Annotated in this window: 11 protein-coding genes; all 11 read right to left on the bottom strand. The window is 57.9% G+C overall.

What is annotated here, in order from left to right; translation table 11 throughout:
* Positions 1 to 2: 2 nt before the first annotated feature.
* Complete coding sequence (locus ACFSOY_RS07590) at positions 3 to 467, bottom strand: DUF6530 family protein (protein ID WP_386045322.1); 465 nt, start codon at positions 465 to 467, stop codon at positions 3 to 5.
* Positions 464 to 808, bottom strand: coding sequence for a GIY-YIG nuclease family protein (locus tag ACFSOY_RS07595; protein WP_386045323.1), 345 nt, complete (start codon positions 806 to 808; stop codon positions 464 to 466). The genes ACFSOY_RS07590 and ACFSOY_RS07595 overlap by 4 nt, the downstream gene beginning before the upstream one ends.
* Before the next feature lie 286 nt (positions 809 to 1,094).
* Positions 1,095 to 1,805, bottom strand: coding sequence for a geranylgeranylglyceryl/heptaprenylglyceryl phosphate synthase (locus ACFSOY_RS07600; protein ID WP_386045324.1), 711 nt, complete (start codon positions 1,803 to 1,805; stop codon positions 1,095 to 1,097).
* A 63-nt stretch (positions 1,806 to 1,868) separates the two neighbouring features.
* A complete protein-coding gene (locus ACFSOY_RS07605; RefSeq protein ID WP_386045326.1) occupies positions 1,869 to 2,162 on the bottom strand; it encodes a YerC/YecD family TrpR-related protein in 294 nt (97 codons plus the stop codon).
* Positions 2,163 to 2,390: 228 nt separating this feature from the next.
* On the bottom strand, positions 2,391 to 4,565 hold the full coding sequence (locus tag ACFSOY_RS07610; RefSeq protein WP_386045327.1) for a DEAD/DEAH box helicase: 2,175 nt from the start codon (positions 4,563 to 4,565) through the stop codon (positions 2,391 to 2,393).
* A 181-nt stretch (positions 4,566 to 4,746) separates the two neighbouring features.
* The gene (locus ACFSOY_RS07615) at positions 4,747 to 6,051 is read right to left on the bottom strand and encodes an amidohydrolase (RefSeq protein ID WP_386045329.1); all 1,305 of its coding nucleotides are present in this window, start codon (positions 6,049 to 6,051) and stop codon (positions 4,747 to 4,749) included.
* Between the two features lie 62 nt (positions 6,052 to 6,113).
* Positions 6,114 to 7,190 (bottom strand): MerR family transcriptional regulator, encoded by a 1,077-nt coding sequence (locus ACFSOY_RS07620; protein ID WP_386045331.1) that lies wholly within the window; start codon positions 7,188 to 7,190, stop codon positions 6,114 to 6,116.
* Positions 7,191 to 7,275: 85 nt separating this feature from the next.
* Positions 7,276 to 8,019, bottom strand: a complete 744-nt coding sequence (pyrH, locus tag ACFSOY_RS07625) for a UMP kinase (protein ID WP_386045333.1) — start codon at positions 8,017 to 8,019, stop codon at positions 7,276 to 7,278.
* 128 nt (positions 8,020 to 8,147) lie between these two features.
* Positions 8,148 to 9,485 (bottom strand): ATP-binding protein, encoded by a 1,338-nt coding sequence (locus ACFSOY_RS07630; protein WP_386045334.1) that lies wholly within the window; start codon positions 9,483 to 9,485, stop codon positions 8,148 to 8,150.
* On the bottom strand, positions 9,478 to 10,896 hold the full coding sequence (locus tag ACFSOY_RS07635) for a TerB N-terminal domain-containing protein (protein ID WP_386045336.1): 1,419 nt from the start codon (positions 10,894 to 10,896) through the stop codon (positions 9,478 to 9,480). Before ACFSOY_RS07635 ends, ACFSOY_RS07630 begins: the two co-directional genes overlap by 8 nt.
* Positions 10,897 to 11,050: 154 nt before the next feature.
* Positions 11,051 to 13,348, bottom strand: a complete 2,298-nt coding sequence (locus ACFSOY_RS07640) for a M20/M25/M40 family metallo-hydrolase (RefSeq protein WP_386045338.1) — start codon at positions 13,346 to 13,348, stop codon at positions 11,051 to 11,053.
* Between the last annotated feature and the right edge of the window lie 126 nt (positions 13,349 to 13,474).

Below are 13,474 nucleotides of genomic sequence, written 5' to 3' on the forward strand. Positions count from 1 at the left end.
GGCTAGTAGCACTCCAATTCTTCAAGGATGCGGGTGAGCGTCCGAAGTCGTTCTCCGGTCAGTTCACCCAAATCGCTCAATGCCTGGGAGAATATTTGAATATCATCGTTAATGTTCGAGTTATCTGTGCAGACAGCTACCGGTAGAACGCCACCCTGTACGCCCACCCGCTCGATCGTCGGCTTTTCTGGGTCGTATAGCAGCGGCATCCGATATGCCTCTTTGAAATGGAGCAAGGTGCGGCTTAGCAAGATCATCAGGTCGAATACCTGATGAATGGGCAGCTCTGCATCGATTTCCAGCGATCCTTCCGCATTTTCGCGCCAAAGCTGTGCGGCAATCTTCATGCTTTTATTTTCTTCCCTCGTAGGTGCGCCCAAAGTCAGCCGCTTGATGTCAGAATGATAAGCATTCCGGCCGTCAATGCGGTCATAGCCATCTGCAGTCATCACTATTTTTTCATTCATCTCCAAATCCTCCTTGCCTCTTTGTTATCTGCCAAGCATTGTTCCCGCAATTCTTCTAATTCAGCAGTGTGATCTTCTTGCGGATCGTCATATTTCAGGATTTTTACTACGGACAGATCAAATCCGCTCTCGCCATATTGACGCCAAAGTTCTTGCAGCCGTTGATTGGGATGTCCTCCGGCAGATAGTTTGAAACGAGTGCTGTTAAAATCCGCTTTTGTATCTTTGGAGGCCCCTAAAAATTCTTCACCGGTTGCATGACAGCGAAAAGAGATCACACCCATTTCAGGACGGCGGTTCTTATATTCCTCTAACAGTTGCCTTTTACGTTTACTATCCATGGTTCTCACCTCGCGTTCTATTGTAATGTGACAACTCTACGGGAACAATCCACGCTCCGTAGACAAAACGCAACATAGGCATCGATGTATATTGGGCCGAGCCGAGCAATTTTTATCTTTCCCACTTTTGCAGAAAATGCCCACTTCGGTGAGCACGCTGCCTTTCGGGTCTACCAGCTCTGTAAAGCAGGCAGTTCATAGAACAAACAAACGCCCTCTTGTCGCATCAGCAACGAGGGCGTTTAACTGCAATAAAAAAACCACCGATGTCACATCGGTGGTTTTTTCATTTGACCGCGCGGACCGTCTCGCGCAGCACCGTTCGCCAGTTCTCCGCATAGAGCGCGTTGCCGATGACCAAGGTGTCCGCATGTTCAGCCATCGCGACCGCCTTTTCATAGGAGTCGATCCCGCCCCCGTAAAACAGGTGGGATCGCCTGGTCGTGCGGGCGACTTCCGCCACGAGATCCGGGTCGCCAAACGTGCCGCTATACTCCAAATAGAGCACCGGCAAGGAGAACAGCGCATCGGCTGCCGCAGCATAGGAGGCAGCTTCCCGCGGCGTCAAGCTGGTATCTGCCGCGGTGAGCTCGGCCACCGCCGCTTGCGGATTCAAGACGAGATAGCCTTCGACGAGCACTTTGCTCCAATCGATCCAGCTGCCATATTTTTCGATCGCCTTGGCATGGGCGCCGATCATCCAGGCGGGCGACCCCGCATTGAGCACGACGGGGATCGCATAGCCGTCCACCCCATCGACTACGGCGTCTGCAAGGGAGATCTCCTGCCACAGCGGGAGGTTCGGTGCGAGGCGGTGCAAGCGGCCAAGCAACGCATTGGTGTTCTCATAGGTGATGTCCTGCGTGCCGCCGAGGAAGATCGCATCGGTGCCAGACTCGGCGATCGCCACAAGGGCGTCATCACAGATGTTGCGGGCCGGATCGAGCTTGACGACATGCCGCCACGCGCGCCAAGGATGGGCGAGAGCGCTCATCATCCCGATGCCTCCTCTCTGTCATAACAAAACCCCTGCCATGTCGAAAGCAAGGGTTGTCGGGCGTTATTTCGTTTCTAATCGATCGAGCACAACCTTGTAGCCATCCGTTCCGTAGTTGAGACAGCGCTTGACCCGCGAGATGGTCGCGGTGCTAGCGCCGGTCTCCGCTTCGATCTGGTTGTACGTCTGGCCTTTGCCAAGCATCCGAGCCACTTCCAGACGTTGGGCGAGCGATTGCACTTCGTTGACGGTGCACAAGTCATCAAAAAATTGGTAGGCTTCATCGAGAGAGCGCAGTTGGAGGACCGCTTCGAAAAGCTGATCGACCGTTCTGTCGCGCAGTTTGTCCAGTTGCATGGGCTTTCCCCTCCAAACACACCAAGTCTATTCGGCTCACAGGCATTACAGCATTGACGCTTTACTCCTGTGACGCTGACCTATTCGACAGTCTAAATACCGTTTCCTGCTTCTAACCATTCTTTCACATTATCGACGAAGCAGACAGGAAATGCAAGATGCTCCACCGATCGAATGCAAAAAATGTGGAGCTGTCGATCAGGGTCGGCGTTTCTCTCCATCGAGTTCTCACCGAACTGCCTTCCACTTCTGCTCCTGCACCCACAGGCGCAGTCCCTCGATGTCCCGCTTGATCTCCGCTTCGATCAACCGCTGAAAATGCAGGGGAAGGTAGCTGCCAAACTTGGTGATCGGGTTGCCGTCCGGCTCGGCGGCGCGCCCCATCATCATGTACTTCGCCTCCGCTTTGCGCACCAGCACATCGAGCAAAAAGGTGACCAGCTTCTTCGCAGTCCCTTTCGGAATCTCGCCGCCTTCGATCTGGATCGAAAAGGGAGTTTGTTTCACTTGCCAGGACAGTTCCTGCTCGCGCAGCCAACCGCGCACCAGCGTCGCCAGCGCGCTCTGCCTTCTCGTTCCCGCAAAGTCGAACAGCGTGAGCGAGCGCGCCCCTTCCTGCAGGACGCGAACCCCCCGCTCAAACCCCTGTCCTTTCGCCAGCATCCGCACCTCCTGCAAGCGGTGCCAAGCGCGCGGGCTGAGGTACTCATAATCTTCCGCTCCGGTATAGACCTGATAGATCTTCTCCGCGATCTGCGGATGGATCTGTCGCCCGCTGGACAGCCAGATCGGCCGCTTTCCCTGCAGGGCGGGGACGACGGTGACCAAGCCTCGCCCCGCTTCGACCAGCGTGATCTCCCACATCGCGCCTGCCAGCAGGATCGTCTCGCCTGCGAGGACGAGCGGGCTCGCCTCAATCGTGCCGACCAAGCGCGTGCCATGCATCACTTTGTACAGCGCGGGCGATTGAAAGACCGAATAAAACTCCCGCGAGCGCAGGAGCTTCTCCCCTTTCAGCCCGGGGATGCACACCCCTTCGACCAAGGCGAGCCAATCCTCCTGCAGCATCCAGGTGATCAGTTCGCCTGCGCGATCTTCGGCGAGCTCTGCAAACGTGGGGTTGTTCAGCACCTCGTCGAGCAGATCATCCTGAAAGATGCCCTGTCGCTCCGCAACGAGGGAAAGCGTCTGATGAAAGAGCAGATCATAAGCGGCACGCCTCGGCTCTGGCGGTTCGATCCATCTGTCAAACAAAAGCTCGGTCACCGCCACCGCCTGCACCAAGTCCTCCTCTTCGGTCGCGTACATCATCAGGTAGGATGGCGTGCCTTCCCGCCGTCCGGAGCGGCCGAGCCGCTGTTTGAGCGAGGCGACCGAAAAGGTGGCGTCCAACTGCACGACAAGGTCGAGCGAGCCGATATCGATGCCGAGCTCCAGCGTGTTGGTGCTGACCACGGTGAGCGGGAGCTTGGTGATGCGCATCTGCTCCTCGATCCACTCGCGCTCCGCCCGGTCGATCGAGGAGTGATGCGGATAGTAGCGCTTCGCATACAGCGGCCCGCCGAGCTTCTGCCCCGTTTCGTTCAGCCTGTGCGTCAGCTCTTCCACCTGTCCGCGCGAGTTGCAGAAGAGGATCGTCTTTTTGTCTTTGGTCAGCCCGTAGATGTCCTCGATGAGCGCTTGCGGCAGCGCGGCGCTCGCTTTGGCAAAAAAGTCTGCCTGCAAAAAAATTTGGCGCTTGCCGTCCGCCGGGTTGAGCACCTCGACTTCGTCAGGCTGCTCCGCGTGCAGAAAGGACTGCGCGATCTCCGGCGAGCCGATCGTCGCGGAGAGGCCGATCATCACCGGCTGTTGCCGCATGTAGCGGCGCAGTCGGTGGAGCAAAGAGCGCACCTGCAAACCGCGATCGCTCTCCAAAAAAGCGTGCAGTTCATCGAGGATGATATATTCGACAGCGGAAAACAGCTCCGGCACTTTTTCCGTCTGGTTGATCAAAAGCGATTCGAGCGATTCTGGCGTGATCTGCAGGATGCCGCTCGGGCTGTTCAGCCAACCGATCTTTTTGCTGCGCGACACGTCGCTGTGCCATTTGAGCAACGGGATGTTCAGCGTATCGCTCAGCCGTTCGACCCGCGCGAACTGGTCGTTGATCAGGGCGCGCAGCGGCGAGAGGTAGAGGACTTTCAGCCCCCCGCTCCCCTCGCTCTTCCCCTGCGCTTCCAAAGCGGAGAGAATCGGCAAAAAAGCCGCCTCCGTCTTACCGGAGGCGGTTCCTGCCATCAACAGACAATGCCGCTTCTTCAGGATGACCGGGATGGCCGCTTCCTGAATCGGAGTGAACTGCCGCCACTCCATGTCCCAGATTTTCTTTTGTATCGATGGGCTGAGCAGTTCAAACGTCATGCGTTTCTCCTCCTGTGGGACGAGCGGGCGATCCCCGTCCCGCTGTCTGCGCTCGCACGTTCACCTGCCGAAAGCAGATCGATCGCGCTGCTGCGCTCGTGTTGTTATCCCTTTCCACATTTTCTCATTCTATCCCTCTTTTTTCGCCCGATCTTTTGCTTCTGTTCGAGCTGTCCCGCCATCAGATCCCCGCCGTGATCCGCTTCGCCCGCGCGGTCACCTCAGCGATCAGCGCTTGCTCATCCAGCTGCGTCAGCTGGCGATCTCTCATCAGCACCTTCCCTGCCACGATCGTCGTGTGCACGTCCGCACCGCTTGCGCTGTAGGCGAGCAGGGCGGTCAGATCGTGCGGCGGGCAAAGATGAGCAGCCCGCATGTCCACCAAGATGATGTCCGCCTGCTTGCCGACGGTGAGCGTGCCGACCTGCTCGTCGAGCGCGAGAACTTTGGCGCCCTCGCTGGTCGCCATCTGCAGCACTTGCCCGGCCTGGAGCGCGGTCGGATCGAACGCCTTCACCTTTTGCATCCAGGCGGCCGCCTTCATCTCCTCGAACATGTCGAGCGTCGTCGCACTTCCCGGCCCGTCTGTGCCCAGACCGACGGTGAGGCCCGCCCGCAAAAACTCGCCGATCGGGGCGATGCCACAGCCCAGCTTCAGGTTGGAGATCGGATTGTGAGCGATGCCGCCGCGGAGCCCGACCTTTTTCAAAATCTCGATGTCACCGGGCGTGAGGTGCACGCTGTGCGCGAGGACGACATGGTGATCGAACAGCCCGACCTCGTGCAGATATTCGGTCGGCGTGCGATCATACTCCCGCCTGATCAGCTCCACCTCTTCGGTCGTCTCCGCCAGATGGATGTGCAGCGGCGCCCCAAACTCCTCCGCCAAGCTGATCGCCCGTCTTAGGAAGGCTGGCGGACAGGTGTGCGGGCCATGCGGGCCGACCATGACCGAGATGCGACCATCACCCGCCCCGTTCCACCTCGCCAGCAGTTCCCGCGCTTCCTGAAACCGCACCGCTTCCCCCTCCGGCATGTCGATCAGGCCGCGGGTCAGCACCCCGCGCATCCCCGAGTCGACGACCGCTTGAGCGACCGCGTTGGTGAACACGTACATGTCGGCAAACGCGGTCGTCCCCGACTTGATCATCTCCACCGTCGCCAGCAGCGTGCCGAGATAGACGTCCTCCTCTGTCATCCTCGCCTCGGCGGGCCACATCTTTTCGGACAGCCATTCCATCAGGCGCAGATCTTCGGAGAAACCGCGCAGAATGCTCATCGCCGCATGGTTGTGGCAGTTGACCAGCCCGGGCATCGCGACCAGCCCGGTCGCATCGATCACCTCGACCGCTCTGGCTCGATCCTCTGCTGAAACGTCCCCCACGGCGACGATCCTGCCCTGCTCGATCAGCAGGTCCCCTGGCATCGGGACGGCTCGCTCCGCTTCCATCGTCAAAATCATTGCGTTTTCAATCAAAAGGCTCATGAAAATTACCCCTTTCGGAAATTGTTCATGAGCCTATCGTAACGGTTGACGCTACGTAAACCTCAAGCGTTATTCGATTCGGGTTCCCGCTGTGCATAGAGAATGTGCAGGTAGTCGTTCACCTGCTTCGCCTCCGCCCGGTAGCCGTTCTCCGCAAACCATGCGAGTAGGAGCGAGCGATCCGCATAATACTCATCTTCGATCGCCGCCCACACGTCTGCTCGCCCCGCTGCGAGGAAGCGCTCGCGAACCGCTTCGCGCTTTTCATTCGACTCAAACATCAGGTCGGCGATGCAGATCCGTCCGCCCGGCTTGAGCACCCGCTGCATCTCCTCCAAGGCGAGCAGCTTCTGCTCATCGGTCAGATGATGCAGCGCGTAAGAGGTGATCACAAAATCGAACTGCTCATCCAAGTAGGGAATGGCGAGAAAATTGCCGAGCTTCGTCTCCATCTGCGGGTGTTTGGCCATGCATTGGCGCAGCATCTCCCGCGACTGGTCGATCCCTGCCACCTCGATGCCCTTTGCCAAAAAGCGGCCCGCCAGATTGCCTGTGCCCGTTCCGATGTCGAGGCCGCGCTCGCCCGTTTGCGCGTCGACCAGTTGACAGGTGAGGTCGAGCGCTTCGTTGTAGTTTTGGTGCGGGTTGAACTCCGGCTCGCGCAACACCGCCTCATCATATTGTGCCGCCTGCCGGTCAAAGCCCCAGCGATCGCTCCAATTTTTCCGCAGTTCGCGGAACCCTTTCGCGCTATCGACAAGCTGGTGGATGTCCTCCCAGACCAGCTCTTTTTTCTCTTTCGCCATCCCGATCATCCCATCGAGCGTCTTGATCATGCTCTGCAGTTCGATCCATTGGGAAAACATCGCCGAGCGCTGCAGCTCAAGATAGTAGAGCACATCCTGATCATCGCCCGCATCGATCTCGGCGAGCACCTTTTGAATCTCGGGGATCGGCATGCCGATCTCCCGGAGCGAGATGATCGTCTGCAAACGCCACGCCTCGCTCTCCGTAAAATAGCGATAGCCGTTTCCTTCCTCTTTGTGCGGCTTGATCAGCCCTTTTTGCTCATACCAGCGAATGGCTCGCGTCGATACTTGCAGCTTGTTGGCAATCTCCTTGATCTGTACAGAACGCATCGTTCGAACACCTCCTGGAGCTCATTGTAAACCTTGACGCAACGGAAAAGTAAAGCATAAAAAAAAGCCCCTTTTTGCAAAGGGACTACTCCAGACACATCGTGGTCGTGGGAGAGAGGTATGTGCCGACGTTCTCACCGAGGCAGATGCTTTTCATCGATCCGCGTTGGTCAAAGTCGAAAATGTGCAGCGGGATGCCGAAGTCGCGGGCGAGAATCATCGCCGACTGGTCCATCACCTTGAGGTTTTCCCGCACGACATCATCGTAGCCGATCGAGTGGTATCGGCGCGCCGTCGGATCTTTTTTCGGGTCGGCCGAAAAGATGCCGTTGACGCCATGCTTCGCTGCTAAGATCGCGTCACATTGCAGTTCGAGCGCACGCTGCACGGCCGGATAGTCGGTCGTGACGTACGGTTGGCCCGTGCCGCCGGCGAGGATGACGATGTAGCCTTTGTCCAGATGGTGGGTTGCACGCAAGCGGATGAACGGCTCGGCGATAAAGTTCATCTGATGTGCTGTCAACACGCGCACCTCGCGATCGGAGCGCGCTTTCAGCACGCCGCGCAGCATCAGCGAGTTGATCACAGTGCCGAGCACGCCGATGTTGTCCGCCTCTGCCCGCTCGATCCCCCATGTCTCCGCCACGTTGCCGCGGAAGATGTTGCCACCGCCGATGACGATCGCCACTTCGACGCCCAGATCGACAACCGAAAGCACCTCTTGTGCAATATGCTCCAAAGATTCAGGATCGAAGCCAAAATCGTTTTGGCCCGCCACCGCAGCCCCGCTCAATTTGATCAGCACTCGTTTATATCTCGGTAATGTCATCCAAACGTTCCCTCCCCTTAAAGTTCCTGCAACATTATAGCCGCAAAGTTCAAGGTTTGCACGGTTTGGAAAGGTGGTCTATCGCGTACCTCTTGATTCATATTCTTTATGCTTGGCTTTTCTTCCGCTTAGTCCAACATACGCCCAACAAAGCGTCTCGACTCCTGGCTTGCCAATTCCAGCCGCTCGCTGAAGATGTCGCCTTTGTCCATCTCCGGGTTTTGATGCAGGACGTTGACGATCCCGATAAACTCCCGGATCAGCTCGCGCGGCGTGATAAACTGAATGCCACCAGGGCGAGCGAGCGCTTTTTGCACGATCTCCAGCATGTTGTCATCGCTGATCAGCGCGGTGATGTTCTCCACCTGATAGAGCGCCGCATAGATGTCGCGAATCTTTTGCAGGAGCACGTACAGCTCCTCCGCCGAGAGCGGTGCAAGCTTGATCACCGGCTGGCGCAGGTCGCGAAACTGGTCGGTCTCATATTGGTTGGGCGACAGGCGCGACTTGAGCGCTTTGTAGGAGAAGAGCCCTCTGCGCTCATCTTCCAGAAACTCGGTCGTGCCCATGAACATCAGCATCAGGTTCTCCGCGCGCCCCTGTGTGCACTCGTTAAAAAACTCCAGCACGCGCTCATAGTTTTTGGCGCGCGCACCCGAGTGGTCGATCTTGTACAGGTTGACCGCCTCATCGAACAGCACGAGCAATCCTCGATAGCCGATCGAGGCGATAAACTTGGTCATCACCTTCAGGTAGTCAAACCAGTTGTCATCATTGATCACATCGCGCACGCCGAGATCTTTTTTCGCTTCCGTCTTGGTGCGGTATTCGCCGCGCATCCATTTGATCGCATGCTCCTGCGTCGTCTCATCGCCATCGAGATACGCTTGGTAGTATTTAGTAAGCACGGTGGCAAAATCGAAGCCGCCCGCCAGCTCCTGCACCTCGCGGACGACCGCCTGCACCTCAAGGCTGACCAAGCGGGTGAAGCGGGAGTCGGTCGCGTCGGGCAGGCTGTCAAAGCTGTGCGCAAGCGCTACCTTTTGCTGTACATCAGAAAGCCAGCGCTCGATCAGAGAGCGCAGCGCATTGCCGTTCGGCTTGGCCTTGGTGGAGAGGTTTTGCATCAGATCCGAATAGGTGGCGACCCCTTTCCCATCGTGTGCGTACAGGCGCCTGTTGGCCGTCAAGTCGGTGTAGGCGACCACAAAGTTTTCCTTGTACGCGATGTAGCGGGTCAGCGTCGCCATGAAGCTCTTGCCGGTGCCGTAGTCGCCGATGAGAAACTTCATGCAGGACAGGCCGTCTGCGGTGCGGTTGAGATCTTCCACCAGCTGGCGAATCTCCTTGACGCGGCCCACCACCACATGCTCGATCCCCTCCTGTGGCACGACACCGCCGCCCATCGACTGGATGATCGCGTTCGCTTGCCGTCTCGTCAGCTTGCTGTGTACCGCTTCACTCATCGTTGCAAACCCTCCTCATCGCATCTTCATACTCTGCCTCCACGGTGAGCTCCTCCCCATCGTCGAGCAACAGCGGCTCCAGCCCCGCATCGACCGACTGCTCGTTGATGCGCATCACCACCGCGTCCAAAAACATCCGCCGGCCGGTCAGCCAGCGGGAAAGCTCCCGCCGATTCCGCTCTTGGCTCTGCACCAGATGGCGCAAAAACTCCCGCTCCGCGTCGGACAGCGCTTGGAAAAAATCGTCAAGCTCCGCCCCCGGCAGCTCCTCCCACAGCGAGGAGATTCGATCGTTCCCGCTTGCTTTTTGAAGAGGTGAACGAGCCTCCCCAAGCATGGCGTCAGGCACATCTCCGCCCCGTGTGACGCGTTGCGCCTTCTTTGCGACCACCTCCGCAGAAGGCGCTTTGATCAGCAAGTCTTCCGATCCACCCTCTTCGTGCATCAGCTCGACCAGCCAGTCTGTCTCTTTGTTGAGCGCCTTGACCCGCGAGAAATCGAGCTCGATCGGTTGGGAGGGCAGTTCGCGCTCCAGCAGCGAGGGAGCGGGGTCAGCCTTTTTCTCCACCGCTCTCGGCTTGGCCGGATAGCGCGATTCGAACTCCGCAAAGTAGGGATCGACGCTCTGATCATACTTGAGCTTCGGCTTCCCTTCCGCGCGGCGCAACAGGTTCTCCGCACAGCGCAGGCCGTTTTTCACCCAGTGGACAAACGTCCCCGAGTAGCTGTAGCGCCGGAACCCTTCTAAGTAATACTTCTCGTGGATCGGCGTGTTCGAAAACAGATAGAGCACCGGCTCTTCCGAGTAGCGCGCCCATCTGTCCAGCGGATGCATGCCTTCCAACCTGGTAAACGCGCGAAACGCACCGTGCATCATCGCTTCGATCTCCTGCTCGATGCCTGGCATGCGCTCGCGGTAGAAGCCGGTCTTGGTCATCCCCGCCACCTTTTTCAGCAAAGGGTACGGAATGTCCAAGTCGCCAAATCGATACCAGGACAGCCGTTCGTACAAGTCGCCCCCCGGCCCTTTCGTATACCAGTACAGCGCTTGATCCGGCCGATCCAGCTTCAGATACAGATCGCCGATCCAGCGGACTAAGGTCACGTCGAGCTTCGGTTGGATGCTGTGAAATTCTGTATAAAACTGAATCAGCCGCTCGACCGCTCGCTCCGGATCTTTGATATATTCCAAACTGAGCAGTTCATAAATGTGAATCATCATATAGGACAGGCTCGTCTTCTTCACAACTCCCCGTTCCCAAAGCGAGCGCCAATATAAAAACCAGCGCAGTTGCGCCCGATCGAGGTGCTCATGCTTGGGCCAGTTGTGAAAGAACTCAACTTCCGGGGATGGTATGCCCGCTACTTCTCTCCATCTCGCCACTTGGGCGCGGAATTGCTTTGCTTTCACTTCCCCGAGTTCCAGAGGCCTTGGCACCTCCTTTGTCCGAAGTCCTACTCTCCATCGTACATCATTTGGTGCAAAATTGCATGCGCACAAGAAAAGGCGGCCTCTTCAGGCCGCCTTTCCTCCAGCTTGTCCCCTCGCGTGGGAACGATCCTGGTTATAGCTCAAACTTTTTGCTGACGACAACCCGCTTGACCGCCATGATCGACTTCGGGCTATCGGTGTAGCTCTTGCCTTGAACGGAAGGATAACCGTATTTCGTGTCGATCACCGACAGGGTGACTTTCGACGCAGCTTGCACCTTCAAGGTCAACAGCAGCCCTGTCTCCGGCGCAGAGCCGTAATCCACGACGAACGGACCGCCCGGGTTTTTGATCGTCGACGTGTCGAACGCGCGATCGAACACTTTTCCGCCTAGCAGCTTGCCATCCGTCTCGGTCGTCACCGTGATCGAACCCGCTTGGCGCTGCGACGTCAGCTTGACGGTGATCGTGCGCACATCGCCGCTCTTCTCGTCGGAGATCGTCTCAAGCTTCGGACCCTTTTCCTCGATGCCCGGCGCTTCCGCATAGCGGTAGTCTCTTCCGTAGAGCGGATACAAAATCTCGTTGAGCGGCCCCTTCTCCGGCTCTGCGCTCAAAAACTGTTCGAGCCACGGATCGTCGAGCGTCGAAGCGGTCGCAAATACAGCCTTGTTCGTATCATCGTTCTTGCCGTAGAGCAGGCTGACGAGCGTCGGGTTCTTCTCGGTGACGCCGAGCGCAAACGCGCTGATCAGGAACACGGCCAGCGAGCCGGCGACAGCAGCGATCGGGAACCGCAGCGGGCGCACATCCATCAGCGACAGGATCTGCGGGAGCAACAGCCCCATCATGATCGCCTGCAGGGCGAAGATGACGCCTGCCAACTGCAGCGAGACGAGCACCTGCACCAGATAGACGATCGGCGAGAAGAGCACCACAGCCGGGACGGCGAGCAGCGTCAGGATGATCGCTTGCGGCAGCGAGGCGATCTTGCCTTCGCGCTCGCGGATCAGCAGATGCCAGCCGATCAAGCTGAAGAACAGCGGCCAGGTGAACAGATAGGAGCCGCCCGGCAGCAGGAAGACGGTGGCGATCATCAGCAGCCAGACCCAGATGATCGCGCCGCCGGTCAAGTTGCCGACAGATGTGAAGCGGCGGAACCACGCGTAGAGCAGCGCGAACACGGCGATGGCGAGCAGCGCAAATCCCCAAGCGTACACATCGGAGAAATCAGGGTCGTTGGTCAGGTTGAAGACCAGATCGGACTGCAGGGTGCTGAGCAGCATCCAGGCGCCCATCGTCACCGCTCCGGTGACGACGATGGCGAGCAGGAAGGCGAAAAACCCTTTGAGCAGGCCGCCCACCTGCAGGCTGTCGCGTCTGATGCCTGCGATCAGCACGTACAGGAACAGCAGGGTGACCGCGATGGCGAGCGGGAGCACCCAGGTCTGCGAGTAGCCGACCAGCGTGTGCTTCAGCACGTTAAAATAGACGCGGTTCGTCTCTTTCGTGTCTTCCAAGCTGTCCAAGTTGCCGAGGTGTTTCGTCAGCGACAGCATGTAGGAACCGTGGTGTTGCAAGCTCTTGCGATCTAACTGCTCCACGCTGTCGATCGTGTTGTGATAAGCGTTGAGGCCGATCGCATAGGCGAAGTTCAGCCCGCTCAGACCCGCCTGTTTAAACGCGGTGAGGTCTGTGTCGTTCGGCATCAGCTTGTACATGTCATAGAGCATCGAGTTTGCGACCGGATGTTCGGCAGCCTCGGCAAACTCTTTCATCAGCCAGCCGTTTTGGTCGCTCGTCTCAAACATGAAAGAAGGGCCGGTATAGCCGCGCGCTTCAAAGTTGAGCACGAGGCCGATGTCTTTCATCCACGGATGTTTCGCCGTGAACAGGTCGGCGCCGACCAAGCCGAGCTCTTCCCCATCGGTGAAGAGGAAGATCACATCGTGCTTGAGCTGCGGGCCTGCTTGCAGAGCGCGCAGCGTCTCCAGCATCGCTCCGACCGCCGCTCCGTCGTCGCTCGCCCCTGGAGCTGTCGGGACCGAATCATAGTGGGCGGCGATCATGATCGCCTTGCCCTCTCCCGTTCCCTTCAAGCGGGCGATGACGTTTTGCACGCTGCCCGCGAAGACCATGTCGTGGGAGAGGCGTGCGCCTGCTCCCTCCTGTACTTCAGGGCTCAATCCGAGCGCCTTCAGTTGGTCGAGCAGGTAGTCGCGCACCGCATACGCTTCCGGCGAACCGGTCGGGTGAGGCTTCTGGGCAATCTTTTCAACGTGTTCCAGCGCTCGCTCAGCAGAAAACTCCACATCGGGTGCGCTTTTCGGGTTCACTTCGGGCGCGGCGACCTGACTCAAGCCGAGATAGACGGCTAAAGAGAGGATCAACAGCACAACAAGTGAACGCACAAAACGATTGTTTACGCTCATGTTGTCACCTCTACCACATAAATTTCACCAAACGATCGGTTGCAAATTTAATTAATGCTCATTTGACTTCATCATAGTACAGAATCTTATGAACCGTCAAATAGATAAGCGATTTGTCAGGTTTGG

This window comes from Tumebacillus lipolyticus (assembly GCF_042682745.1).
Taxonomy (GTDB): Bacteria; Bacillota; Bacilli; order Tumebacillales; family Tumebacillaceae; genus Tumebacillus_A; species Tumebacillus_A lipolyticus.

What these genes read in the sequence shown, in the direction of transcription:
- ACFSOY_RS07590 (WP_386045322.1), bottom strand. Translation starts at nt 467, where the DNA reads ATGAATGAAAAAATAGTGATGACTGCAGATGGCTATGACCGCATTGAC.
- ACFSOY_RS07595 (WP_386045323.1), bottom strand. Translation starts at nt 808, where the DNA reads ATGGATAGTAAACGTAAAAGGCAACTGTTAGAGGAATATAAGAACCGC.
- ACFSOY_RS07600 (WP_386045324.1), bottom strand. Translation starts at nt 1,805, where the DNA reads ATGATGAGCGCTCTCGCCCATCCTTGGCGCGCGTGGCGGCATGTCGTC.
- ACFSOY_RS07605 (WP_386045326.1), bottom strand. Translation starts at nt 2,162, where the DNA reads ATGCAACTGGACAAACTGCGCGACAGAACGGTCGATCAGCTTTTCGAA.
- ACFSOY_RS07610 (WP_386045327.1), bottom strand. Translation starts at nt 4,565, where the DNA reads ATGACGTTTGAACTGCTCAGCCCATCGATACAAAAGAAAATCTGGGAC.
- ACFSOY_RS07615 (WP_386045329.1), bottom strand. Translation starts at nt 6,051, where the DNA reads ATGAGCCTTTTGATTGAAAACGCAATGATTTTGACGATGGAAGCGGAG.
- ACFSOY_RS07620 (WP_386045331.1), bottom strand. Translation starts at nt 7,190, where the DNA reads ATGCGTTCTGTACAGATCAAGGAGATTGCCAACAAGCTGCAAGTATCG.
- pyrH (WP_386045333.1), bottom strand. Translation starts at nt 8,019, where the DNA reads ATGACATTACCGAGATATAAACGAGTGCTGATCAAATTGAGCGGGGCT.
- ACFSOY_RS07630 (WP_386045334.1), bottom strand. Translation starts at nt 9,485, where the DNA reads ATGAGTGAAGCGGTACACAGCAAGCTGACGAGACGGCAAGCGAACGCG.
- ACFSOY_RS07640 (WP_386045338.1), bottom strand. Translation starts at nt 13,348, where the DNA reads ATGAGCGTAAACAATCGTTTTGTGCGTTCACTTGTTGTGCTGTTGATC.